Source organism: Occallatibacter sp. (genome assembly GCF_049582745.1).
In the GTDB taxonomy this organism is placed as follows: domain Bacteria; phylum Acidobacteriota; class Terriglobia; order Terriglobales; family Acidobacteriaceae; genus Telmatobacter.
Genome location: NZ_JBAUUO010000139.1, coordinates 1 through 25,289 on the forward strand (window position 1 = coordinate 1; position 25,289 = coordinate 25,289).

The 25,289-nt window shown below is 55.1% G+C and carries 22 protein-coding genes and 3 tRNA genes; 19 read left to right on the top strand and 6 right to left on the bottom strand.

All coding sequences use genetic code 11. The features are described from left to right. The 3 genes from WCA10_RS19720 to WCA10_RS19730 all read right to left on the bottom strand — a co-directional run. Window positions 1-854 (bottom strand): peptidoglycan DD-metalloendopeptidase family protein (locus WCA10_RS19720; RefSeq protein ID WP_472824234.1); only part of this gene is annotated, 854 nt, incomplete at its 3' end. A 1,449-nt stretch (window positions 855-2,303) separates the two neighbouring features. Continuing rightward, window positions 2,304-2,849: a hypothetical protein gene (locus WCA10_RS19725; RefSeq protein ID WP_472824235.1), complete on the bottom strand. Its 546-nt coding sequence runs from the start codon at window positions 2,847-2,849 to the stop codon at window positions 2,304-2,306. Continuing rightward, window positions 2,849-3,610 carry a TIGR04255 family protein gene (locus WCA10_RS19730; RefSeq protein WP_472824236.1) on the bottom strand — a complete coding sequence of 254 codons (762 nt, stop codon included), beginning with the start codon at window positions 3,608-3,610 and terminating at the stop codon, window positions 2,849-2,851. Before WCA10_RS19730 ends, WCA10_RS19725 begins: the two co-directional genes overlap by 1 nt. A gap of 255 nt (window positions 3,611-3,865) precedes the next feature. Between WCA10_RS19730 and WCA10_RS19735 the strand changes: the two genes are divergently transcribed. The 10 genes from WCA10_RS19735 (at window position 3,866) to WCA10_RS19780 (ending at window position 14,412) form a co-directional block, all read left to right on the top strand. Continuing rightward, complete coding sequence (locus WCA10_RS19735) at window positions 3,866-6,142, top strand: DEAD/DEAH box helicase family protein (protein WP_472824237.1); 2,277 nt, start codon at window positions 3,866-3,868, stop codon at window positions 6,140-6,142. 1 nt (window position 6,143) lies between these two features. Next, on the top strand, window positions 6,144-6,404 hold the full coding sequence (locus tag WCA10_RS19740) for a hypothetical protein (protein WP_472824238.1): 261 nt from the start codon (window positions 6,144-6,146) through the stop codon (window positions 6,402-6,404). A gap of 9 nt (window positions 6,405-6,413) precedes the next feature. Beyond that, a complete protein-coding gene (locus tag WCA10_RS19745; protein WP_472824239.1) occupies window positions 6,414-8,918 on the top strand; it encodes an N-6 DNA methylase in 2,505 nt (834 codons plus the stop codon). After that, the gene (locus tag WCA10_RS19750; RefSeq protein WP_472824240.1) at window positions 8,915-9,610 is read left to right on the top strand and encodes a DUF6602 domain-containing protein; all 696 of its coding nucleotides are present in this window, start codon (window positions 8,915-8,917) and stop codon (window positions 9,608-9,610) included. Before WCA10_RS19745 ends, WCA10_RS19750 begins: the two co-directional genes overlap by 4 nt. Window positions 9,611-9,864: 254 nt before the next feature. Further along, window positions 9,865-10,641, top strand: coding sequence for a hypothetical protein (locus WCA10_RS19755; protein WP_472824241.1), 777 nt, complete (start codon window positions 9,865-9,867; stop codon window positions 10,639-10,641). A 28-nt stretch (window positions 10,642-10,669) separates the two neighbouring features. Beyond that, window positions 10,670-11,458, top strand: coding sequence for a hypothetical protein (locus WCA10_RS19760; RefSeq protein WP_472824242.1), 789 nt, complete (start codon window positions 10,670-10,672; stop codon window positions 11,456-11,458). 151 nt (window positions 11,459-11,609) lie between these two features. Further along, window positions 11,610-11,735, top strand: coding sequence for a hypothetical protein (locus tag WCA10_RS19765; RefSeq protein WP_472824243.1), 126 nt, complete (start codon window positions 11,610-11,612; stop codon window positions 11,733-11,735). A gap of 106 nt (window positions 11,736-11,841) precedes the next feature. Then, window positions 11,842-12,786, top strand: coding sequence for a rolling circle replication-associated protein (locus WCA10_RS19770; RefSeq protein WP_472824244.1), 945 nt, complete (start codon window positions 11,842-11,844; stop codon window positions 12,784-12,786). Between the two features lie 374 nt (window positions 12,787-13,160). Next, on the top strand, window positions 13,161-13,382 hold the full coding sequence (locus WCA10_RS19775) for a helix-turn-helix domain-containing protein (protein ID WP_472824245.1): 222 nt from the start codon (window positions 13,161-13,163) through the stop codon (window positions 13,380-13,382). Beyond that, window positions 13,369-14,412: a tyrosine-type recombinase/integrase gene (locus WCA10_RS19780; RefSeq protein WP_472824246.1), complete on the top strand. Its 1,044-nt coding sequence runs from the start codon at window positions 13,369-13,371 to the stop codon at window positions 14,410-14,412. Before WCA10_RS19775 ends, WCA10_RS19780 begins: the two co-directional genes overlap by 14 nt. Window positions 14,413-14,444: 32 nt before the next feature. Here WCA10_RS19780 and WCA10_RS19785 read toward each other — a convergent pair. Continuing rightward, window positions 14,445-14,520 (bottom strand) — tRNA-Ile (locus WCA10_RS19785). Between the two features lie 222 nt (window positions 14,521-14,742). Between WCA10_RS19785 and WCA10_RS19790 the strand changes: the two genes are divergently transcribed. The 3 genes from WCA10_RS19790 to WCA10_RS19800 all read left to right on the top strand — a co-directional run bounded on the left by WCA10_RS19790 (window position 14,743) and on the right by WCA10_RS19800 (window position 17,937). After that, entirely contained in the window at window positions 14,743-14,886 is a 144-nt protein-coding gene (locus WCA10_RS19790) for a hypothetical protein (RefSeq protein ID WP_472824247.1), read from the top strand. A gap of 70 nt (window positions 14,887-14,956) precedes the next feature. Continuing rightward, window positions 14,957-17,062, top strand: coding sequence for a S9 family peptidase (locus tag WCA10_RS19795; RefSeq protein ID WP_472824248.1), 2,106 nt, complete (start codon window positions 14,957-14,959; stop codon window positions 17,060-17,062). Beyond that, on the top strand, window positions 17,059-17,937 hold the full coding sequence (locus WCA10_RS19800) for a polysaccharide deacetylase family protein (RefSeq protein ID WP_472824249.1): 879 nt from the start codon (window positions 17,059-17,061) through the stop codon (window positions 17,935-17,937). Before WCA10_RS19795 ends, WCA10_RS19800 begins: the two co-directional genes overlap by 4 nt. Here WCA10_RS19800 and WCA10_RS19805 read toward each other — a convergent pair. Then, window positions 17,879-18,763, bottom strand: a complete 885-nt coding sequence (locus WCA10_RS19805) for an aldo/keto reductase (RefSeq protein WP_472824250.1) — start codon at window positions 18,761-18,763, stop codon at window positions 17,879-17,881. The two genes, WCA10_RS19800 and WCA10_RS19805, sit on opposite strands and share 59 nt — an antisense overlap. Window positions 18,764-18,912: 149 nt before the next feature. Between WCA10_RS19805 and WCA10_RS19810 the strand changes: the two genes are divergently transcribed. Both WCA10_RS19810 and WCA10_RS19815 read left to right on the top strand, forming a co-directional pair. Further along, window positions 18,913-19,404, top strand: coding sequence for an NINE protein (locus tag WCA10_RS19810; RefSeq protein WP_472824251.1), 492 nt, complete (start codon window positions 18,913-18,915; stop codon window positions 19,402-19,404). 100 nt (window positions 19,405-19,504) lie between these two features. Then, window positions 19,505-20,503, top strand: coding sequence for a zinc-binding dehydrogenase (locus WCA10_RS19815; protein WP_472824252.1), 999 nt, complete (start codon window positions 19,505-19,507; stop codon window positions 20,501-20,503). Window positions 20,504-20,507: 4 nt separating this feature from the next. Here WCA10_RS19815 and WCA10_RS19820 read toward each other — a convergent pair whose 3' ends face one another. Continuing rightward, window positions 20,508-21,428, bottom strand: coding sequence for a hypothetical protein (locus WCA10_RS19820; RefSeq protein ID WP_472824253.1), 921 nt, complete (start codon window positions 21,426-21,428; stop codon window positions 20,508-20,510). Between the two features lie 140 nt (window positions 21,429-21,568). Between WCA10_RS19820 and WCA10_RS19825 the strand changes: the two genes are divergently transcribed. From WCA10_RS19825 to WCA10_RS19840, 4 genes are all read left to right on the top strand, one after another. After that, on the top strand, window positions 21,569-23,095 hold the full coding sequence (locus tag WCA10_RS19825; protein WP_472824254.1) for an FAD-dependent monooxygenase: 1,527 nt from the start codon (window positions 21,569-21,571) through the stop codon (window positions 23,093-23,095). 121 nt (window positions 23,096-23,216) lie between these two features. Beyond that, window positions 23,217-23,870 (top strand): ABC transporter ATP-binding protein, encoded by a 654-nt coding sequence (locus tag WCA10_RS19830; protein ID WP_472824255.1) that lies wholly within the window; start codon window positions 23,217-23,219, stop codon window positions 23,868-23,870. 80 nt (window positions 23,871-23,950) lie between these two features. After that, window positions 23,951-24,025 (top strand) — tRNA-Gly (locus WCA10_RS19835). Window positions 24,026-24,094: 69 nt separating this feature from the next. Next, a tRNA-Cys gene (locus tag WCA10_RS19840) sits at window positions 24,095-24,169 on the top strand. The last annotated feature ends 1,120 nt before the right edge of the window (window positions 24,170-25,289 follow it).

Below are 25,289 nucleotides of genomic sequence, written 5' to 3' on the forward strand. Positions count from 1 at the left end.
CTAGGATCGGAAACGACTCCGCCGTCGTGTGGATGTCCGGGGTCGGCCACGACTCCGCCGTCGCTCGGGTGACCGGCACCGGAGACAGCTCCGCCATCTTGCGGATGACTAGGATCAGAAACGACGCCTCCATCGTGTGGATGTCCAGGGTCGGCCACGACTCCACCGTCGTTCGGGTGACCGGCACCAGAGACAGCATGTCCGTCGTTCGGGTGACTGGACAGGTTATGTCCGTCAGGGCGGCCATGATCTTGACGAGAGTGGGCGCCGCGATCGTCGGGCATCGAGTAAGGGCGAGACGCATCGCCATCGCGAGCGTCTGGACGACTCACCGGTCCGTCCTTATCTGGGTGTGCAGGAGAGGTGGTGTTATCGTGTCCGGGCACATGGCCATAGTCGGCCGGATCGATACTTGCATCCTGCAGGAATTGTTCGGTGTTGCCGTGATGGCAGGCGAAGTGAAGATGCGCTCCGCCGGTGGCCGCCGCGCCCGTCCAACCGATCAGTTGACCCGATACGACACGGTCGCCTGGATGGAGACCCGGCGCCATTCGCTCCATGTGGCGATAGAAGTAGGTATCTTCAGCCCCTCTCAGGTGCGCTTTGTAACCCATGGTTCCAGCATTATGCGAGTACACCCACTCCTTGTTTGTTTCGTGACGCGTGTCTCGTACAGTAAGCACGCCGTCGGCCACCGCGTATACCGGAAGCTGCTCGCCCGGATGGTTCATCATCATGTCAACGCCGTTGAGATGTTGGTAGTCATGCTCAGCTGATCCACGCGCATGATGCTCGGCAATGCCTCCGCCCATATGCCAATCGCCCGCGCCCAGCGGATGAACAAACTTCGCCATGGGAGACCTCCAAAGCTTAAAAAAGCAGTTCCTGGGGGGAAACAGAATTGAAACATATTGAGACGGAAAGTCGTCACAAGTCAACAAATTATGAGTTTTGCCGGGAGCATCTGGATTTAGCCGATGCAAACCACTGAAAACATTGACACAATCACTCGAAAGCCCGCACGGAAGGACGTTCTCCCATTGTTGATTTTGTTGGCACAGTTGGGCTCGATTGAACCTGCACGTCACAAAGACGTCACAGGCGCCGTCACGACATGCCCTCAGCATCAGAGTAAGAAATCTGCTCCCGCAACTGTGTCCCGATCACTGAATAAGCAGCGAGCGAATGATGGCCAGACCCACGGATTATGAGTTTTGCCAGGACTCTTGCGCGCAACTAACGCAAACCACTGAAAACAATAACGAAATATCCAAAGGCCCGCACGGAAGAAGAGTTCTTTGATGTTGGATATGTTGGCGAAGTTGGGGGCAATTGAGTGCGAACGTCACAAACATGTCACAAATAAATGCTTCATAGATGCAGAGATAGGAATGGCATCAGACTTCAAGTGCGGTAACCAGACTAGATTAGAATCTGAAGGGCAAGCGACAGAGCCTTTTGTCTGTAGAACCGCTATCCAAGGGAGAGCGTATGGCCGACTTCTTCGCTCGGGTGGAGTTGCATGGTGCTCGATGGCCGGAGGACTACAAGATGCTCCATGATGCGTTATCGACACACGGGTTCACAAACCGAATATTGAGCACAGGAGGCGAAAAGCGGCTTCCAACCGGCTTTTACTATTCCACGAATCGAATTGACGATTTGCAGAAAGTGGCTACGGCGGTTAAGGCATGTGCTGACGGCACTGGATATAAGAACGAGGTGATTGTAATTAGGAGCGCACCTTGGTACGGGTTCCTGAGTAACGCCTGACAACTTTCGCGGCTTTCAAGATGCACTTGGGTCTGCGCTATTGTTGGGGGTTACTGCTATCCGATTATTTTCAAACGCTGAGACGAATTTCGCCTTTAATTTGTTCCGCACACCAGTCGTAGGCTGGTCGTAGCTACCAGCAGCATTTGATTTCTTCTTACAGGCGATCACAGAATGTGCGTAACAACTGTCTTCCGGATCATGGAAGGGGTAGAAGTCAAACAATTCCCTATTCCCGGACACGACACCTCTGGGTAGCTCCTCGACTATCAAAAAGAAAACGAGTTGACGGCATACGTCCTTCCCGTCCGCACAATCTGCGTGCAGCACGTCTTCTGCTGTGCCGTATTTCGATCTCACTACCGAGGGAGATTTCTTGATAGTGTCTCCGAACGAGCAAGCGATGAGGCTTGGGACAACCTCGCCCAGCGGACTGAGGCATTCTGGAGGAACCCTCCGATAGAGCCTTTCAGCTGGATCAAACACTTGATCTGCTGGCAATTCCCCGCGCTTCTTTGGTGGCATTTGGATTAGAGTTGAATGTAGTTCAGGATCGGTTCCAACAGCTCTCTGAAAGGCTTCTGCTCGAGATTCTCGGTCCAATCCTCGGTATGAGAATCGCCGTTGAGATCGTAGAGGTGAGCAAACTTCTCGCCGTTATTCAGGACTTCGATTTGCGCCCGTCGATCACCCGGTGCCATAAATGAAAATGCGACTCCGCCATCAGCGGAGGCACTAATCCAGTACGGCTTGACCAACTCTTCCTGCATTCTTTCCAGAATTGTTCTGGCCACCTTTATCGCTTGCGGTGAAGGTTTGGGGGCATCGTAACCGTCCCAGCCTTCTGCCAAATTGCACAACCCGTCTAGCTGCTTAGCAAACGGCGCAAAATCGCTATCGAGGGCTTTGATCTGGCTAAGACGAAGTGACTTGATCATTTCGTATACATGCGTGTGAAGTCTTTCCAGATACTCGGCTTCATCTGCCGTATTTGAGACACGCGGGTCGGGCTCTTGCTGGGGAAGAGCTGTTTGTGGCAAATGCAATGTAGAGATTGGATGCGCCAGTGCAGCCATTATCGAAAAGTCTCCAAAAACTGCGGGGTTAGTGAATCAATGAATAGTTGATTCTTGACCCTTCTTGCTGTTTCCAACGTGTCCCAGACATACTCTTCTGTCGGGTTCGGATTCGGGCTCACGCTAATGTCGAAGTCAAGCGAGAGGGTTGCCAGATCCATCCTTTCAGGAGGAAGAGTCGCCTGCTGAATGATTAGATAACCAGCAGGTATTTCCGTAAGCATACTATCGACACGTATATACGATGAGTTTATGGTACGCAATGATCCATCCGGGTTACCGGGAACTTCTGCATAGAGCTTTAAAAAGTCGTCCACGGGCTTCCCTACAGGGATATTGACTCGGTTGATGTATCTCAGGCCAAAACGCACAATTGGCACAGGACCTATGGCGGCCCGGTAGACACCCCAAATCCGCTTTGCCTCATCTCGAAAATTCTCCCACCGCTGATAGGGAGGAAGGCGGCTGAAGCTGAATCCGTTCCGGCGAAAGACGACAAGCTGTCTTTTGTCGCTACTGACGTATTTTCGACCAATATCTTGTTTTGAAGATTGCTGAGGAAGCGGAGACATACCTGGTCCGAATCCAAACTGAACGTGCACTTGTGTCAATGGTTCGGACTGGGGATAGTCTTCCTGAAGTGTTGTTGCAGCCCCTTCGACGGCTGTCATCGATTCATCGCTCAGAACTGGCCCTATATCGATTGCGATTATCGCCTCAACAATCGGGGCTTTCTCTAGATGAAAATCGCTTTGATTCATTTGATCCAATCGCAGTAAGCCGATTATACGATGAGAAGTCAAGATCGGGCGGATGCCTAATTCTCTCGAGCAAAGCTGAGGTGTTTGCCTACTCTCCCAAAGCGCGCCAACCGGAAGAGCGGCACCAGCGGCGTACTTGGCACTGCCGAGTGCTATCCTTGCGTGCATAAGAAGAAGAATTGAATTTCGGACTGACCCGTCTGCGCAATTGCCCTAGGAGGCAATTCACCGAATGCATGTGGGGCCCTGACGAGCATGAAGGAAGCAACAGCGCGCATCAAGATCAATCGGCTGCTCGATGCCGCAGGCTGGCGCTTCTTCCCTGAGGATGGAAAACCAGCCAATATCCGACTGGAGCATACAACAACTCTCAATCCAGATCACCTAAGCTCCTTTGGCGAGAACTTCGAGAGGACGCCGCACGGATTCATTGACTTCCTCCTGCTAAATGACCGTGGATTTCCTTTTATCGTGCTTGAGGCCAAGGCGGAAGACAAGAACCCGCTCGTCGGCAAAGAGCAGGCACGAAAATATGCCCGCGCGCAGAACTGCCGTTTTATCATTCTCTCGAACGGCAATCTACATTACTTCTGGGATTTGGAACGCGGAAACCCCTACGTCATCACATCGTTTCCAACTCCGAAATCAGTAGAGGGCTATCAGCGTGTTGAGCCTGACCCAAATCGGCTCATCGAAGAACCTGTAAACCGCGACTACATTGTGCTCACGCAGCGCCCCGCTTACAAAACTGAAGCCGCGTGGATCAATGAAGCAGAGCGCCCAGGCTATGTCGAGGCCAACAAGCTGCGCTTCTTGCGTCCGTACCAGGAGAACGCAGTACACGCCGTCCAGGCAGCAGTGAAAGCTGGTAAGGATAGGTTTCTCTTTGAAATGGCCACTGGCACTGGGAAAACCCTCACTGCCGCGGCGATCATCAAGCTCTTCCTGCGCTCTGCAAATGCCAGCCGCGTGCTCTTCCTCGTGGATCGTCTTGAGCTTGAGGACCAAGCGAAGAAGGCTTTTGCGGCGCTACTCGCCCCTGACTATAAGACAGTCATCTTTAAAGAGAACCGTGACGATTGGAATCGGGCTGAAATCGTTGTCAGCACCGTCCAATCTCTTCTTGTCAACAACAAGTATCAGACCATCTTTTCCCCAACCGACTTCGATCTTGTCATTTCAGACGAAGCGCATCGCTCCATTGGCGGCAATGCCCGCGCTGTCTTTGATTACTTCGTTGGCTACAAGCTCGGCCTGACGGCAACCCCACGGGACTACCTCAAGAGATTCGACAAAGAGAACCCAACAACCAGAGACCCGCGCGAATACGAACGCCGTCTCTTGCTCGACACCTACCGAACCTTTGGATGCGAGGACAGCCAGCCCACCTTCCGCTATACCTTGCTTGACGGGGTAAAGGAGAGATTCCTTGTCAATCCGACCGTTGTGGATGCTCGGACCGACATCACCACAAAGCTTCTCTCTGAGCAGGGCTTCATCGTCAACATCACAGACAGCCCCGCAGACGAACAGTCTGCAGCCTTCGATCAAAGGGATTACGAGCGAAAGTTCTTCGCTCCAGGAACCAACGAACTCATCTGCAAAACCTTCATCGAGAACGCGCTTCGGGACCCAATCAGTGGTGAAATCGGCAAATCCATCATCTTCACGGTGAGCCAGAACCATGCCGCTAAAATCGCGCAGATACTTAACCAGATGGCCGACCGGATGTTTCCGGGCAAGTATCAATCCGACTTCGCAGTCCAGGTCACGTCCCAAGTCGAAGATGCGCAGCAGATGACGATCAACTTCACCAACAACAAACTCCTCGGCAGCGCAAATTTCCTCCCCACTTACAAAACAAGCAAGGTCCGCGTGTGTCTGACTGTCGGTATGATGACCACCGGATACGACTGTCCCGACATCCTCAACTTGGGACTCTTCCGGCCCATCTTTTCCCCCACTGAATTCATCCAGATCAAGGGACGAGGCACACGCAAGCACAACTTTCTCGAAGAGCTTCAGGACAAAGCGCATAAGGCAGACCTTGGAGAATGCCAGAAGACCGCCTACAAGCTATTCGACTTCTTCGCAACCTGCCAATACTTTGAAGAGGACTTTAATTACGACGAAGTTATCCGGCTTCCGCAGCCTGGCCCAGGTGGTCCCGACAGGCCACCAGACGGAATCGGCCCCGTGGTCATCGCGGGCACCTACAAACATATCGGCGAAGACATCCTCACTACCATCAAGGAGCAGCCCGTTGGTCCACAGGGAATGCGGATCGACCGCGAATTCTTTCGAAACTTCGAGAATGCCATCCGCGAGAATCCGCACGTCAACGCCGCTATCGAAGCTCGCCAATGGCGATCATGTTCTCGACTATGTCAGCCACGAAGTCCTCAACAAACCCGAGGAGTTCTATACGCTGGAGAAGCTGCGCCGCGCAGCCGGCGTGGACCGCCGCCTCACGTTACGCGAAATCTTGGAAAAGGCCTTCGGTCTCATTCACAAATTCAAAACCAAGGATGAGTTGCTAGAAGAGGAGTTCGCTAAATTCGTCGCCGATCGCAAGCCCGAGGAGTCAGACGCCATCCCAGCTATCAAGGACTACTTCAAGGCTTACGTCTCCAGTGACCAGATTCGCCACATCATTGACACACGCCAATTCACCGACCTTGCTACCAACCCCAAGTTCTCAACTCGAGACTTCAGGGCGGTCCCGCCAGCCTACCGAACAATCATCCCCGAGTACGTCAAGGACTACGTTTGGCTGAATCAGTTCGCGCCATAAAGGAGCCGAGTGCTCGACACAGATACCAAACGACGCATTGACACCGCCCGAGACATTCTCGTGGGCAAAGTCCCCGACCCCAAGTCACAGGTCGAGCAGATCACCATCGCTCTGATTTACAAGTTCATGGACGACATGGACGCAGAGGCTGAAGAATTTGGCGGTCATCGCAAGTTCTTTACGGGCGACTTCGCTCGCTATGGATGGGCCAAGCTCATGTATCCAGGCTTGGGTGGTCACGAAATGCTCGGCCTATACGCCGAAGGCATCACGAAGATGCCCGAAAACCCCGGCATTCCGCTTCTCTTCCGCGACATCTTCAAGAACGCATATTTACCCTATCGCGACCCGGAGACTCTGAAGGGCTTCCTCAAAGTCATTAACGAGTTCAGCTATGACCACTCCGAGCGCCTTGGCGATGCCTTCGAGTATCTGCTCTCTGTACTTGGCTCGCAGGGGGACGCTGGCCAATTCCGAACCCCGCGTCACATCATCGACTTCATGGTCTCCATCGTCGATCCGAAGAAGGGCGAGACGATTCTTGATCCAGCTTGCGGCACTGCCGGATTCCTCATCTCGGCATACAAGCACATTCTCCGTGCCAACACCGACGAAACGGGAAAGGTGAGACTTACGCCCGATGAGAGGGGCCGTCTGGCTGAGAATATTAAGGGATACGACATCTCACCAGACATGGTCCGGCTGTCGCTGGTGAACCTATACCTGCATGGCTTCCCTGACCCGCATATCAGCGAGTACGACACGCTCACCCAGGAAGAACGCTGGAATGAGCTTGCAGACGTGATTCTTGCCAACCCGCCGTTCATGTCGCCAAAGGGAGGCATTAAGCCACACAAGCGGTTCTCAATTGACGCCAAGCGTAGCGAAGTCCTCTTTGTCGACTACATGGCTGAACATCTCACCGCCAATGGGCGCGCTGGAATCATTGTTCCCGAAGGCATCATCTTCCAGAGCCAGGGCGCTTACAAAGAATTACGCAAGATGCTGGTTGAGAACTCTCTCGTCGCCGTCATCTCGCTTCCGGCTGGCTGCTTCAACCCCTACTCAGGCGTAAAGACCTCCATTCTCATCCTTGACAAATCTCTCGGGAAACAGAGCACCACTATCGGCTTTTTCAAGATCGAAAACGATGGATTCGGCCTCGGCGCCCAGCGTCGTGCCATGGACGGAAGCGACCTGCCGCAGGTCAGAGCTGAGATCGGTGCGTACATTCACGCCCTTCGCAGTCACCAGCTTTTTTCCGACCTCCGGCTTTCTCACGGGCTGATCGTGCCAAAGGAAAAGATTAGCGCCGATGGCGATTTCAACCTCAGTGGGGAGCGCTATCGAGAGGGCATTGTTACAACCTCTTTCTGGCCGTTCGTTTCGATCAAGGATGTTGCGGCAGTGGAGAGTGGATATGGATTTCCATTGGAGCACCAAGGAACAACCATTGATGAGATTCCGTTTCTGAAAGTCAGCGATATGAACATTCCTGGCAATGAAAGAGAAGTAGTTTCTTGGAACAACACTGTCAGCAGGGATGTTCTTCACAAGCTCAAAGCAAGAGCATTCCCTAAAGGAACAGTCATCTTTCCGAAAATCGGCGCGGCCATCGCAACGAACAAAAAACGAATTCTGACGTGCGAATCAGCATACGACAACAACGTCATGGGGATAGTGCCAGACTCCGCACGATTGTTGTCGGATTACCTATTCGCATACCTCAGCACATTTGACATTTCGAAATGGGCAAGTGAATCCCAGCCACCATCCATTCGAAAGACAATCGTTGAGGATTATCAGATCCCTCTGCCGCCGATTGAGGTGCAGAAGGAGATTGTTGCGGAGATTGAAGGCTACCAGAAAGTCATCGACGGTGCCCGCGCCGTCCTTGACAACTACCGCCCCCATATCCCCATCCACCCTGATTGGCCCTTGGTGCCACTTAGGGATATTTTCTCGACAAAATCCGGCACTACCCCATCCAGAGGTCAAGTCGAGTATTTCAAGAATGGGACCATCCCATGGGTAAAGACACTTGACCTGACAGATGGGCCCATCAGATCGACAGACGAGATGATTACGCCAAAAGCGCTGAAGGAGACCAGCCTCAGCATCTTGCCGAAGGGCACAGTACTCATCGCGATGTATGGCGGGTTTAATCAAATTGGACGAACAGGTGTTCTTGAGATCGAGGCGGCTCAAAACCAAGCAATGACGGCATTGCTTCCAACACCAGAAGTAAGCCCCTACTTTTTGAACACTGTCCTTGTAGCTTCAAAGGAGTATTGGAAGAGGGTCGCAAACAGCACCCGCAAAGACCCGAACATCACCAAGTCAGATGTCTTGGATTTCAAGCTTCCTTTGCCTCCTCTTGCTATGCAGCAATCCATCGTCGCGGAGATCGAAGCCGAGCAAGCGCTTGTCGCAGGAAACCGCGAATTGATTGCTCGCTTCGAGAGAAAAATTCAGACCACCCTCGCCCGCGTCTGGGGTGAAGAGAAGCCATGAAATTTGATGAATTTGACCAGTATTCAGAGAACATGCTCCTGGGACAGTATGAAATCTCAGAGATCATCACCCATGAATTAATGAAAGGAGAGGTCCGCGAGGATTTCTTGATTGCTACTCTGAAGTCGTGTTCAGAACCAGAGCCGATAATCGTCAAGGGAACAATTTCGGACGGAACGAGCGATGCGGGCCAACTCGATATAGTTCTGTGCCGACCCAATTCCCATATACGTAAGCTCGGAACTCAGTGCGTCATTAGAAAGGATGATTCACTCTGCATCATCGAAGTAAAGGGAAATTGCACAGGAAAGGATTTGAAAAGGGCAGAGTTGAAGGCCACTAAAATTCGCGACCTCCGAGGGGAACAGTCCCCATTGTTCGGCGTCGTTTGTTATAAGGTGGCGCTCGAAGAGCTGACAATCATGAGGCGCTTTGGCTTTTCGTTTGACAATGAGTCACGAACCTATTTTGACTCCGCAACCTTGGCTTCTGTGGCGGAAGCGGATTGGGAGGGGATTGAATACCCCACCCTTGATTTCTTCATCTCCATAGAAGAAGAGAAGAAAATCTTTCTTCGCAAGTACCCGATTCGCCCCGGACACGAGCGCTTTGTTCGCCTAACGAGTTCACCTTTAATCAAGGACCTATTCGATATGGTTCAGAGCCTCTTACGGTCTGCGATTCGAGATTGAATACCTCGCAAAGGGTTAGGAGGAAGTGACGGACAATGAGGACGTTCATCGCCAACTTCGGCTCCGGCAATTGGGCGTGGTCTGAGTGTCAGACGCGGAATGCAATTGCGGTTATGGACGATGAGCGAGTGCATCCTTTTTGGCAGAGAAGAGATCATGAGGGGTACGTACGAGAATCGATCCGGTTGATGAAGAATCGTGGCGGAAAGCCACTCGCCCCCGGAACCGCAACTCGCTGGTACAACGAGATCACGTTGCTCAATGAAACAGCGGGTGATATTTGGCTCCATAACGATACCAAAACTAAAAGACTCTGGTGGACAATCTCAAAGCCAGATCAGGCAACGTCCGATGTTCGGCCTGAGCCGGACCCGTCCTTTGGAAGTCAAAAAATCTATGTGTACTTCAAACCGTGTAAGGCATGGTCCTGCAAGGATGGCAAAGGGCGAGAGCTGCCCTGGGATGGACTTCATCCGAGAGCCAAGATGTTCTTGATGAACCAAGGAACATTCCAGCCCGTACGCGGGGATAATGCTCGCTACGTTCAAGCGCTGATTGCAGGAGAGGACCTTTCATCTTGGCATCAGCTTCCTGATTGGCGCAAAAAGCTGGAGGGCTCTGGTAAAGGAGCTGCAAAGAGCTTTAGCGCGGCGGAGATTGCAGAGGAGCGCATGAAGCTGACTGCTGCGCGAATGGTCAAGACGGCTCAACAGACGGCAATCCAGAGCGGGCAGACCGTCATTTCACTGACGAAAGACAAGCGTTTTCTCTTTGGAAGCGAGAAGGCTGCGCAAGAATATGCGCTTGGGCTTATGAAGAAGCAGCAAGGCCGATGCGCTCTGACAGGCCTGCAAATGCTGCTCGATGATGAGCCCGGTGATGATCAATGCCGCTACTCACTCGACCGCATAGATTCATCGAAACACTACGAGCCCGACAACCTGCAGGTCGTCTGCAAATTCGTGAACCAGTGGAAGAGTGCATCCGATAACGAGGAGTTCAGGCGTCTCATTAGACTAATTCGCACATGAACGATTCACTCACGAAAAGGCCCGGCTAATGACTAAATCGGATCAGCATCAGGTCACTGATAAAGAGGCGAGACGACTTGCGAAAGGATTGGTTGTTCTCTTCAGCGCTCCGCTCAGAGTGATGGAAGTTTCAGGCCTTGAGAAACCTCTTACGATAGCGGACATGATTCGAATGGGAGGTACGATTCTCGGCGGTCTAAACGCGGCTACTACCAACGATTCGCTGCTAAAGGAGAAAAACAGGGAGTTCATATTGAAGGTCTGCGAGTTGGTCTACGTGCCTGATGAGTTGGAGGAGTTTCTTTTTGGCCGAATTGTAGAGCGCCGCGAGAACGCGGGTGATATCAACGAGGCAATCTCGCAAGTCGAGGGCCTCATGTCCGGCCCTGGTGCTACGCGCAGATTCCTCAAGGAAGCCATCGCAGGGATGCTTCCCAAGGGACCCCGTGGAAGGCCAACGCAATTCAATCCCGACTCTGATCCAGATCGTTTCCTTGCCCTTTCATCGAGACTGATGCGCGTGTGCGGGCAACTCCTCAACCTACGAGAGCTATTTCCCAAGAAAACAAACAAGGAACTCGCCGATTTTCTTAAGACCGAAGATCCTAAAGGGGCCGAGTTTGTGCAAAAACACGAGGGATTTATCTCACAGACTCTACGTGATCTTGATTTTCGAGTCCTGAAAGCCCATAAGACCAGAGTTCAAAGGCTTGCTGATGCAATAGCTGGCCGGGAACTATTTCATTGGACTTTCAAATACGCTGTTCAGCGCGGCGGGGAAATAAGGCGATTCAAGGGTATCGAACGAGAAGAATAAAAATCTACAATTACATTCCTGAAATTCAAAGAAGCGCCGGAGGTAATTCCGGCGTTTTCTTTTGCCGTTTCGCCCTCCAGAGAATGTTAAGCGGGCTTTTTCCGCGAGCTGCGCATGATCGCTGTGTGGCTTTTCGTGCGGAGGAAGATCAATGTCCAAGAGTTCTAGAAGGCCAAAGCAAAACTACCACGTCGGCATCGAGTTCATGGCTGCCACGGGTCATCATTTCTGGAACAGCTATCGAGCGATGGTCTCCGAGGACGGGCGCAATGTGTAGCACTATAGCGCCCATCGAGTTTGCAGAATCTCACGAGGGAAGTAGTGCTGGCTCCAGTTCCCGGAAGGCTCTGTCCAGCGACTTATACAGCACGTGGGAAACTGCAATGCCAGCGGGTGAGGAATGGGCCATTATGGACTGTGGTGGCCCTTCCCTGCCTGCTGGTAAGGGTCAAAAGCCTTCCTGGGGGTTCGGGGGCGAAGCCCCTGAATTATCCGCGCTTGGCGCGGCGGGTTCTCCTTCACTTGACTTACTAAAGAATAATCAACACACGGGGCACACTGAGCCGGATTACTACCGTCGCCCGGTAGGGCGTGGAAAGTTCTGCGGGCGCTATAGCATCCGGGGAGTCGATCCGAAAACGGGTCGCAGGAATTTCCGTCGCCTTAATTGTGGCTCCTGGTCGTGCTCCTATTGTGGGCCGCGCAAGGCTCGTACGGCTCGTGCTGCCATCCGTCGCACGGCTGAGGGGTTGGGGCTCAAATACTTCCTCACGCTCACTGTGGATATGAAGAAGGTCGAATTTCAGGAGAAAAAATTCGCGGTTCCTCATCTGCGGCTCTGCTTCAATAAATTTCGCGAATATCTCAGGCGGCGGTATGGCAATGTTCCTCCTTACATCTGCGTTCTGGAGTTTACGAAGGCGGGTGTGCCGCATCTCCATATTTTGCTCGATCGGTACATTCCACAGGCTTGGATTTCTCAGACCTGGGCGGGCTTGGGCGGCGGACGCATCGTTTTTATTAAGCAAGTGACGATTGCGAACGTTACGCGCTATTTGTCGAAATACCTTACGAAGGAGTTGTTGCTGTCGGCTCCCAAGGGCGCGCGGCGCATCACAACGGCGCGTTCAATCAAGTTGTTTCCCAAGTTTGCCTCGGGCATTGTGTGGGAATTACTCAAGTCGACAATCTGGTGGAATTTGATGGAAAACAAGATGCGCGATTTCAAATTTCAGCCGACCTTTTTCGATGGGTTTATCTCAATCGAATTGGATGAGGAACGATACCTCAAGGCTTTTCAGCTTCACGCTGGTGGGGGCGATAGCTGAAATCCTGAGGACGTGTCCCCTTCTCGTCTCCTTAACGATGATTTGGGACGCATGTGCAAAGGGCGCACGTATCCACACTTACATCGGACGTGGGGTGCTGCTTGGGCAGTTTGGGCTATTCGGATTGAAAGTGAGGGGCAAGTGGTGTTCGCGAATCCTATGTACGTCATCCGAAATGGGGCGCAAAATACCGGGACGTGTCGTGTACGTCTGCAGTATTGGATGCACTCAAATAGGCTGCACGGGGGGGCACGTCATGTGTGCAAAACATCGAGACGTACAGGGACGTACAGACGAATTGAAGCCTCTGCGCGTCGCTGCGCCCCAGGTGAGGTGACGGGCGCACCTTGGGGCGCACAGGGGCGGATGGGGCTATGAAGCCGCTTCAACTCTTGAAGAGCAAACAATTGGCAGAGATGTTGAGCATCCCCGAGGGCACGCTCCGCTATTGGCGCAACGTCGGCATTGGTCCCGTGTGGCACAAACTGGAAGGGTCCATCCGCTATGATGTGGACGACGTATCTCGGTACGTCGAAAAGAACCGTCGCATCCCTTCCGTGCGGGCATTCATGGAGGAGCACGATGGCTCTCTATAAGCGGGGCGAAGTCTACCATTTCGATTTCGCCGTTGATGGGCGTCGCTATCGTGGATCCACGAAAGAGAAGATCCTTTCGAGGGCCCGCATGATCGAATCCCAGCTCATGAATGAGGCGAAGCAGCGGAGGCTGACTGTACAACGCAGAACGCAAACGCTAGCGGATTTCTCAAAACGGTTTCTCGCTTGGGTCGATACGACCCGCTTGGAACTCGAAACGAAAAAGTACTACAAGTCCGGATGGAAAATGTTGTCGATGACTCCCATCGCGTGCGTACGACTCGGGCACATCTCTACTGATGACGCCGAAGCGCTCCGGTTCAAGCATTCCTCGGCGAATGCCAATCGCGCGCTCCGGACGTTAAGGAGAATGCTGGGGAAGGCCACCGAATGGGGATTGATCGGAGCGACACCCAAAATCAAGCTCGCCAAGGAGCAGGGGCGCTCGGAAATCATCGACAACGAGTCAGAAACCAAACTTCTCGCAGCGGCGAAGCAGCCCTTGCAGGATGTTTTAACCATCATGCTTGATACAGGCATGCGCCCAGGCGAAGTCTTCCGGATGTGCTGGGAAGATATTTCTTGGGAGCGCAGAACGATCTTCATCCCGAAAGGGAAAACCCCGCGTTCTCGGCGGTACGTTGTGATGAGCGAGAGGATGATTGAAGCCCTCGACACTCGGCGCAACGGACAGCTGGAAGGCTGGGTGTTCCCGTCCGACTCAAAAGATGGGCACGTCACCACGGTTGCCAAGGCTTTTGAGGAGGCACGTGACACAGCAGGGCTATCGAAGGAAATCAAGCTCTATAGCGCCCGTCACACGTTCGCGACGAAGGTCATGGGGGAAACGGGCGATCTTGCCCTCGTCATGCGCGCCTTGGGGCATACCAACGCGCAGACGGCCATGATCTATCAGCATCCGAGTCTGGAAAGGGTACGGGCAATCGTCAACGAACGCCCCGCACCTGCTCCGAAGAAATCGGGACTGGTGCTGGCATGGCACAATCCACGTCACAACGACGCAGCCTGAGCAGATGAGATGTTTGCAAGTAGTTGATTCAATGGTGGGCCCGGAGGGATTCGAACCCCCAACCAAGGGATTATGAGTCCCCTGCTCTAACCGTTGAGCTACAGGCCCTGATTGTCAGTAACCATTGTATCTTGTTGATCTTGCATTCATCCTTAAACTACTTTATCTAACCCCTCACTTGCGCCGGTGTCACTTCTGGTGTCACTTCGTTTTTCGTTTCCTTCGCCAGTCTTACACAACCGCTCGACCGCCGCCAATTCGTGAAATTGCGGTATGTGCGCGTATCTCATCGTCATCTGCAGAGTTTTGTGACCAGGGAGCCGAGCGACCGTGCGCAGGTCCACTCCGGCCATCACCGGCCTGCTGGCAAAAGTGTCGGCAGAGGATCAACTCATCGAACTGCCTGATGCGGACCCGCTTGTCCGGTGGTGTGGCAGGGGAGGAGAGGCGACTCTCCCCTACGCCGATTTCTAAAAGCGGCGGGAAAGATTCAGCCTCGGTTTCAGCGGGGTATACTTCGAGAAATTCTGGAGGGAGATTCCCCGTGAGCTGCTCTTTGATTCGCATTTTCATGTTGGTTGCCGCGGTTGCGTCGTTGACCTGCGCTGGTCAGGGCCAGATGGCTGCAAAGGCGCCGACGATAGACCAGTCGCTGGAGATGTACAGCGTCGGGTCACCGAAGATTTCTCCAAATGGAAAGCGCGTGGTGTACGAGCAGACGCGAACGAACTGGGACGCGAATGCATTTGAGACGGATCTCTGGATCGCGGATGTGGCGACCGGCGAAAGGCATCGGCTGACGACAACAGGGCACTCGTGCAATCCGGCAGAGTGGTCGCCGGACGGGAAGTGGATCGCGTTTGTGTCGGACCGGCCGGGATCGCTGCCAAAATCCCCTGCGGAGAAACGACAGTTGTGGATCATGCCTGCGGACGGCGGCGAAGCGCAGCAGTTGACGAAAATGGAGAAGGGTGTGGGCGGGTTCGACTGGGCGCCGGATTCGCAGCGCATTGCCTTTTCGGCAGAGGCTCCGGAGTCGAAGGCGATGAAGGATCGCAAGGAAAGCTTCGGCGATTATCACGTGATTCGCGCGGACTACGAGATGGATCATCTGTGGCTCGTTGATTTGCCTAAGACGGATGAGGCAGGGCGCGTGAGTGCGGTGGGCGAGCCGAAGGAGCTGACGAAGGAAGACACATTCAGCGTAGAGGAGTTCTCGTTTTCGCCGGACGGGACGCGGATTGCATTCAGCGCGGCGCGCGATCCTGATTTGATTTCTTCCTTCTCGAAGGACATTTACTTGGTGTCGATTGCGGATAGCGCAGTGAAGAAGATTGTGGATACGCCGGGGCCCGATTCCGATCCGCAGTGGTCGCCGGACGGAAAGCAGATTGCATATGCGACGTCGAATGGCGAGAAATACTTCTTTTATGCAAACCAGAAGATTGCGGTAGTGGACGCAAATGGCGGGACGCCGCGCGTTGTGAGCGATGCGTTCGATGAGGATCCTGATCTGCTGAAGTGGGCGCCGGAGGGGATTTATTTTTCAGGCCTGCGGAAGATGAGTTCGTCGCTGTACCTGCTTGATCCCGCGAGCGGAAAGTTGAAGAAGATGGAGATGCCGGGAAGCGAGATCGCGGGGGAATTCACGTTCTCAAAGGACTTCAGGCGTGTGGCGTATCGCGCGGCGGGCGCGAACAGATACGCGGAGATCTACTCGAGTGCGCTGGCGGGCGGCTCGCCTGCAAAGTTGACCAACGCGGGAGCGCAGGAGGCGGAATTCACCGTAGCGAAACGCGAGGTAGTGCGGTGGAAGTCTGGAGATGGAACGGAGATCGAGGGCGTGCTGTACAAGCCTGCGGACTTTTCGCCGACGAAGAACTATCCGTTGCTCGTCGTGATCCACGGCGGCCCGACGGGAATCGATATGCCGCTTGTGAGCGCCGATCGCTATTACCCGATTGAGCGGTTTGTGGCGAAGGGGGCGCTTGTTCTGCGGCCGAATTATCGCGGGTCGGCTGGCTACGGCGCGAAGTTTCGCGCGCTGAATGTGCGCAACCTGGGCGTGGGCGATTATGCGGATGTGATTTCGGGTGTGGATTATTTGATCGCGCAGGGATATGTGGACAAGGACCGTGTGGGTTCGATGGGGTGGAGCGAAGGCGGATATATTTCGGCGTTCATCACCACGTCGAGCGACCGGTTCAAGGCGGTGAGCGTAGGCGCTGGGATTTCGGACTGGATGACGTATTACACGAACACCGATATTACCCCGTTCACGGTGCAGTATCTGCGCGCGACGCCGTGGGATGATCCGGAGATATACAAGGTCACGTCGCCGATCAGTTACATTTCGAAGGCGAAGACGCCAACGCTGATCCAGCAAGGGAGTGCGGACAAGCGCGTGCCGGTGCCGGACAGCTTTGAACTGCGGCAGGCGCTGGAGGATCACGGCGTTCCGGTGAAGATGGTGCTTTATGACGGATTTGGACATCCGATCAACAAGCCAAAGCAGCAGAGAGCGGTTATGGAGGAGAACGAGAACTGGTTCGGGCACTATATCTGGGGCGATCCGCTGGCACCTGCGTTGACGCCGCGGCCGAGCGAGAAGAAGGATGACAAGGACACCAAGGAGACACAGGCGAAATGACTTCGCGTGGTGTGAAAACGTTTTTCGCAAAGCGTGTGGCGCGATCGCTACCGGTGCTGTGGTTGTTGATTGTTGTTTGCCTGCGTGGGCTAGCGCAGAGTTCGAGAGAGCGTGGCCATGTGGAGGGCGGTGCGCCTATCAGCGTTGAGCGCGTGAAACAACTGCGCGAGAACGTTGATGCGTGGCCGCTGATTGTGCACCCGACCAATGCTGCAGAGCAGCGTATCAACGAGACGCTCGCAAATTTGAACAGGAAATTCGCCAAAAGAGTGCAGGACTGCATATCGGGGAAATTCGCATGGTCGAAGGGATTCAATGAAGGCGAATGGGGGAGAACGGTCAAGGTCACCATGCAAGGGCCGCGATTCCTGAGCATGGTGGCATCGGATGATTTCTATTGCGGAACCGCACATCCGGATGACGATCTGGTCGTCCTTGTCTTCAACATCGAGATTGGCGAACAGGTGGATTGGAGCGCGCTGGTAGGAAAGTCCGCCGGGGCGTCCTTATCAAAGAATGAGCTCGGCGATGAAGATGGAACACCTCCATTGATGCTGCCGGAGCTACAGGCGACTTATGCAGCGGCCGACAAGGATTATTGCAAGGACGATTTTGAGGATGAGCGGTCATTCGTTCTGTGGCCGGATGCAGAGAGCGGCACACTCGTTGCGGAGGTTGCTGGCCTTCCGCATGTCGCGCTGCCTTGCAAGAACGAACTCAAATTGACAATCGAGCAGTCACGCAACCTGGGATTCGACGAATCGCTACTGCAGGCGATCGAAGAAGCACACCGCATTGCTGTTGTAGGTTCAAAGGTTAAGCCGGTGCGGAAGCAGCCTGCTCCAACTTCCGCCACTCCTCCGAACTCACGTTGAGATCGGCGGCGGCGATGTTTTCTTCAAGATGCCTTACCTGCGACGTCCCGGGGATGGGAACCATGACGGGCGAGCGGTGCAGCAGCCATGCGATTGAAAGCTGCGCGGGCGTGGCGTTGTGGTGTTTAGCAAGTTCCGCCAAAGTCTGCGCGAAGGGCTGGTCGGGCTTGAGCAGCTTGCCGGCGGCAATGGGGTACCAGGGCAGGAAGGCGATTCCCTGCTGCTCGCACCAGGCGAGGGTCTGCTCATGGCGGCGGTCGGCGAGGGAATAGCGATTCTGCACGCTGACGATGGGGACGATCTGCTGCGCCTGTTCGATCTCTGCGGGTGTGACTTCGCTAAGGCCGATGTGGCGGATTTTTCCCTGGTCCTGCATCTGCTTCAGTGCGCCGAGGGATTCTTCGAGCGGGGTGCGCGGGTCAATTCTGTGCAATTGATAGAGCTCGATCCGCTCAAGCTTGAGGCGGCGCAAACTCATTTCTACGCACTGGATCAGGTAGCCGGCGCGACCGACATACTCGGTCTTTGCGGGCCCCTGGCGCGTGATGCCGCCCTTGGTGGCGATGACGAGGTCCGCCGAATAGGGATAGAGGGCTTCGCAGATCAGCCGTTCGGCGATTTCCGGCCCATAGGCGTCGGCGGTATCGATGAGATTAACGCCGAGGTCAACGGCACGGCGGAGAACGCGGCGGGCTTCGTTGGGGTCGTTCGGCTCACCCCAGGCGCCTTCACCGACGAGGCGCATGGTTCCGTAACCCAGCCGGTGGACGGGCAGGTCGCCGCCAATGTAGAAGGTGCCGCTCGCGGAGGCGGTGGGAGTAGTCATATCGCCTATGATGCTAAAGGATCAGGGATCAGCGAATCGGGAATCGGGAGTAACGGTCCGTCGCCCGCAGGCAGAGTGAGGGTATTCGGGGAACTCAGGGGGCGCTGGTTGCGTATGTTTTAATGCAAGGAACGACCGGAGATGCGGCCATGACGACCACCCCTTATGTGAATGCGCAAGCGGTGTTTTACCAGCAGTACGAGCACGTACGGCGCGACGAGGTTGTGGGGATTTTGCTGGCGCTGTTCCTGGGCGGGTTCGGGATACACCATTTCTATCTGCGGCGGACGGGGTTGGGCATTCTGTATGCCTGCTTCTGCTGGACGCCGTTTCCGTGGGTGCTTGGGTTTATTGAGTGCTTCTTCATGCCGGGACGAGTGCGGGAGTTCAATGCGATCCAGGCGGCAGGGATCGCGGCGGCTCTGGGAATCTCGATGCCGGGTTATGGCCAGCCGGTGAACATGACAGGGAATGTGCCGCCTGTTGCCGAAACCGCCTATGCGGGAACGCCGGCTCCTCCACCGTATACGCCTGTAACAGCGGTCGCGCAGCCGGGCACGCTGGTTGCATGTCCGAAATGCCAGAAGGCGAATGTGGCGGGAGCGAAGTTCTGTTCGGGTTGCGGGACGACGCTTCCATAATCGGCCAAACCGGGCGCGCCAAGAGGAGACGCATTCAGTTTTCCTTGCCGCCTTCGTCTGCTTGAGCGCATCCTTGCATCGAATTCAGAAAAGGACACATGTGCCAGCTACATATCGCGCGGTGATGTTGACGAAGAAGGGTGGCCCCGAAGTCCTCCAGATCGTCGAACTTCCGATCGAGGATCCCGGTCCAGGCGAACTTCGCGTCAGCGTCAAAGCAGCCGGCGTGGGCGCTACGGATTTGATCATGCTGACGGGGAATTATCCATTTGCGCCGAGAATTCCCTTTGTTCCAGGCTATGAAGCCGTCGGAGTGGTCGACGCGGTTGGTTCCGGTGTCGCTGGCTTCGTTCCTGGCCAGCGCGTTGCCGCGCTCACGGTTTACGGCGGCTTTGCGGAATTCCTCATTCGTGAGGCCGAGCACTTTCTACCGGTACCGGATGCCGTTTCAGATCGCGATGCAGCAGCGGTGATCCTCAATTATGTGACTGCGTGGCAAATGATTCATCGCGTGGCGAAAGTGCAGCACGGCCATACCGCCCTGGTAACTGGAGCTGCCGGAGGAGTCGGAACAGCGGCTCTTCAGTTACTACGACTGGCGGGAGTAAAGACCTATGGCGCCGCTTCAACGTCCAAATTCGACATCCTACGTTCTCTTGGCGCAACGCCGATCGACTACCGAAATGGGCGGATAGACCGCCTTACACGTGGCCTTGAACCAAAGGGAGTGGACTACGTGTTCGATGCAGTCGGTGGTGCCAATATTGGCCCGTGCATCGGCGCGCTGCGCAAGGGCGGGATCGTGATTGGATTTGGTTTCATGGGCGCCTCGGGAATTCTTTCCAAAGTGTCGATGTTCGCCAACCTTTTCATCGGCGCGCGCCTTCGTGGCCGACGAGGAACTTTCTACGGCGTAAGTGCGCTCTACAGAAAAGACCCGAAGCCTTTGCGGGAGGATTTGCCAAAGATCTTTTTATTGCTCGAGGAAAAGAAGATCGACCCCTTGATTACACAAAGTTTCGGACTTCTTGAAGCAAAGAGAGCCGTAGAACTCCTGGCCGGAGGTTCTGTGCAAGGCAAGATCGTTCTCATCGGCTAACACACTACATATTCGCGTGGCCCGAGCGCATGGACTCGTTGAATTGCGGCTTGGTGAAGTTGAGGGCTGCGTCACGGGCAGCTTCGTACTCGGCTGCGCGCGCCATCAGCTGTGGCGTAGCTGCCGCATACTCGCCATCCAGTGTCATCAAGCCTTCGCCGGCTTCGTGACCCGCCATGCGCAGCAGATCCTGCTCGGTCGTGTTCAGGTACTGGCCGTCGCGCGGATCGGAGATCCATACGGGCTTGCCGTTGCCGAGAACGCCGGAGAGCCAGTAGACCTTGCTGAGCAGATACTTCAAACGCTCCTGGTCGTCAGTCTCGGTGAAGAGAAACTTCTTTTGCCAGCGGCTGTAGAAGCGCGTGGTGACGGGAACGGGCTGGCGGTTGCCGGACTTGAGGAATTCGAGCTGGCCGAAGTCTACGGTCTTGCGAATGGCGTTGTAGACAAAGGTCTCGGCGTAGGGCTGTTCCATTGCGGGCACGATTTCGGCAAACGTGACGGTGACGGAGGCGGCGACCTTGGCATGCAGGTTATGCGTGCCGCCGTCGGCGAGCGAGATTTCGCCGTGAACGATGTAGGTGTCAGCCCCGGAAGTGGAGCGATGGAAGGGCCACTGGAATTTGCCGAAGGCGAGCGGCAGTCCGCCGAGAGTCACGTAACAATCAGGACGCGGGTTGCGAAGGCGTTTTGCTTCGGCGGCGAGGTGCGCGGTCATCGTGGGCAGCAGGTCTGGCTTGTCGAAGTCAAAGGCCTCGGTCAGTTCCAGTTGCAGGCGGCGATCATCGAGGCCGGGCAGGCCAAGCTGGAAGACCTGGGTGGGCTGGCCGTTGAGATCGAATGCCTCGGAGGTGGAAACGAGCTTAAGGCCAGCCTTCGCGGCGGCCGACTCAATTGAAGAGACGAGATTGGCTTTCGATGTCATGAACGGGACCTGCGGTGGAATCGATACATACCCAGTTTAGTGCATCAAAACCCCGGATTTATCGATTCCAGGATGTAACCGGGGGCGATGCCGCCACGCAAAGCAGCTGTGCATCGTAATAGAGGTGAGGAGCAGACTGCATGGCGAACAACACGGTTTTGATTGTGGGTGCCGGGCCAACCGGCATGACGGCTGCCATCGAATTGAAGCGCATGGGGATGGGTGTGCGCATTATCGACAAGTCCAACCACTTGGCACAGCACTCCCAAGCGCTGGTGGTGCAGGCTCGCACGCTGGAACAGTTTCAACGGTATGGTCTTGCGGATGCGGCCGTCGCGCACGGACGCAAGCTCAGTGAGGCGAAGTTCTACAGCGAAGGCAAGCTGATTGTTGACTTCAAGCTGGATCATGTGGAGAGCCCCTATCCATTTGCCCTGTTTATTCCGCAGTCGGAGACCGAGGTGCTGTTAAACGGCCATATGGAATCTCTGGGGATAAAGACGGAGCGCGAAGTTGAGTTGATTTCACTCACGCAGGAGCCTGAGCTGCGGGCGACGCTGCGGCACGCGGACGGCCGTACCGACGAAGTGTCGCCGCGCTGGTTGATTGGCTGCGATGGTGCACATAGCGCGGTTCGCGAGAAAACGGGAACGGCTTTTGAAGGCGCAAGTGTGGGGATATCGTTCTTCCTTGCCGACGCGGAGATTACGGGACCTGATTTGCCGCAGGATGAGCTGTCGCTGCACGTGAGTCATGGGAATGTGGTGTTTATGGCGCGCCTGACCGACCGGGTCGTTCGCTTGATTGTGGCTTTGCATGAACAGCCAAAGATGGACAGCAATCGAGAGATGACTGTCGAGGATTTTCAGGGGATGGTCGATCGCGTTGGGGTGCAAATCAAGATTCATTCTGCGGAATGGATGACACCGTTTCACGTCACGGACCGGCAGGCGAAGCACTACAGGGTCGGAAATGTGTTTCTGGCGGGCGACGCTTCGCATATCCACTCGCCGGTCGGCGGGCAGGGGATGAACACGGGCATCCAGGATGTTGCGAACCTGGCATGGAAACTTGCGGCCGTAGCGCGCGGCGCCGACGACGCATTACTAGACAGCTATGAAGAAGAGCGAGGCGAAGTGGGCAGGGCGCTTCTGCGGTTTACTGAGCGAGGCCTTAAGCTCGCGACGGTTTCGAATCCAATTGTGGAGAAGCTTCGCGATACATTTGCGCCGATCGTCGTGCTGCTGCCACCGGTGCAAAGGAATGCGGTGGGATTCATATCCGAGACTGCAATTGAATATCGTTCGTCTTCCATTGTTGCGGATTTCGGAGGCGACGGACATCTGCGAGCCGGCGATCGCCTGCCGGATCTGCCCTTGCAGAATCGAGCCGTGCGAACGAGGCTACTGGAGGATTGGACTATTCCGAAGCATCGCGTGTTCGGCCTGAATCTTGATAAGGACGACATCGAAACCATGCGAAACGAACTACGCGACGCCGATGTCGTGCCGCTGGCCACATCGGATCTCTACGATGAAGGAAGGCGGTTGCTCGGCGACGACGGAAAGATATTTGTCCTGCGTCCGGATGGATACGTGGGATTCCGGGCGCGAATGGGATTTCAAGTGGAACTGAAGAACTATGCACGCCAGAATGCGTTTGCCTGATTGGAGCTTCGTGGAGGGCCAAGCGCATGCGACAGTTACAATAAACACTGTGCAGGCAGACGCTTCCGTTCCTATCATTGTTGCCGAAAATCTGAGCAAGGTTTACGCCGCGGGTCGGATCATGGTGGCTGCGGTGCGTGCCGTTTCCTTCGAAGTGAAACGGGGCGAATTCGTTGCGATTGTGGGGCCTTCAGGGTCAGGAAAATCGACTCTCTTTTACCTGCTGGGCGGCCTGACGAGGGCGAGCGAAGGCAAGGTTGTAATCGATGGGGTCGATTTTGCCAGCCTGAGCGATGCGGATCGGACCCGTCTGCGCAAACATCGGATTGGCTTTGTCTTCCAGAAATTCAACCTGCTGCCGACACTCTCGGCGATGGGCAACATCGAAATCGCTTATACGGTGAGCGGTCGCAAGGAACCGATGGACCATAAGTATCTGGAACTTTTGAGCGATCTTTTGTCGATCCGGGGTCGACTGGAGCACCGGCCGTCAGAATTGAGCGGCGGCGAGCAGCAGCGGGTGGCGATTGCACGGGCGCTGATTACAAGGCCATCGATTGTGCTGGCTGACGAACCGACGGGCAATCTGGATACGAAGAACTCCGATGCGGTGCTGAAGATGCTGATGCGGTCGAATCGCGAACTGGGCCAGACGACGCTGATGATTACGCATAATCCCGAAGCGGCGGCAATTGCCGGACGCATTTTGCACATGCGGGATGGGGAGATCATCAAGGTGGAGAAGGGGTTGGGCGCCCAGGGAGGCGTTGCCTGAGAAGCCTTTGGGGCCGGGGCGAAGCAGTTTCAGGGGTTTGACCCGTTTTAAGCCGCCCGGTATACTCAACCTTGCAGTAAGCGGGAGTAGCTCAGTGGTAGAGCATCGCCTTGCCAAGGCGAGGGTCGCGAGTTCAAATCTCGTCTCCCGCTCCAAATCGCCCTCCGGCGCCAGCCGGGTTGGCTACGGCGATGTGGAGCGCTGAATAAAGACAGCCCTGCCAAGGCGCGGTACCCAAGTGGTAAGGGAGAGGTCTGCAAAACCTTTATGCGCCGGTTCGATCCCGGCCCGCGCCTCCAACTTTTTCCCGGTAAACCTAGCCTTTCAAGCGATTTAAGCCTCGCTTCGCTTTTCGTTCCCGTTCGCTCCAATACGGCCAAAATAGGCCCGATTTGAGCGCAAAAGGGGGCAAAAAGAGGACAGAACTCCGCGTCGGTTTTGAACGGCAAAGTTCAGCATCACAAGGCTTTCAGCCGTTGGTCTCCTGCAGGAGAGCGCCCGTTTCGGAGTTCCTCTGGGTTTTCGAATCCTGGGCTCTGAATTCTGGTCTCAGGTGTCGTTGACGATCGCGGGGTTTTCGGGGCTTGCTCGTGGTCTTGGGCGGCGCGCATTTGTCGAAGATGGACAGCTGGATCGGTTCCAGAAGTTTGTCGCTCGCCTTTCGCAGGATTCGCGTGGTTTCACTGACACGCCTTCCGCGGGCTGGCGGCGGAATACCCTTCCAGAGTTGGTCGGCCGCCGCTGCAAGTATCTTGTCCAGGAAAAGAATTCCGCGTACCGTTGGCATGAGAATGCGCAGCGAAGCAGCTGTTTGACGACAGCCGGGATGAGGAATACCGCGGAGAAGCCATCGCCATCTACAACGGTCTGCGGGCTACCTGGGAGCGCGCTCTCGAATCGGTAGCCCTTGCAGGAGTGGTGCAGCGCCACCGCGATTACATTGATCCCAAGTACATCCGCAGGGCCGCCGTGCTGACGGGCTCCGATTGCAGTGCCTTTCAGGTCGGATTTAAGAAGTGCTGCGACGTCACAGATGCTCACGACCCCTCCATCGGACGCAATGCAGAACCCCGGCGCCGAGTGAGATCCTCAAAGGCATTCAGGACTTGAAGGATTGGGCCACTTCTTTGCGGGATCGTCACAAACTCGTGACTTGACATCGAGACAACTTCACGCGACCAGCGAATTGCGATAGTTAGAGCATTCTCGCCACCGTAAAAATGGTGCGATGCCGACTTTTGAGGACCTATCCCGAACATCGCAGTGCGTCGATTGGCAAAAATCACTTCTCCGCGAAGCCGGTTTGAACGAAGTCGCTGGCGCGACGGACTGAGAGTTGTGGTTAGCGCAGCAAGGTCCGCCGTTTAGGGTGAGTGGTCATAGGAGGAGGTTCCTATGACCCCACTTCGCCAGCGCATG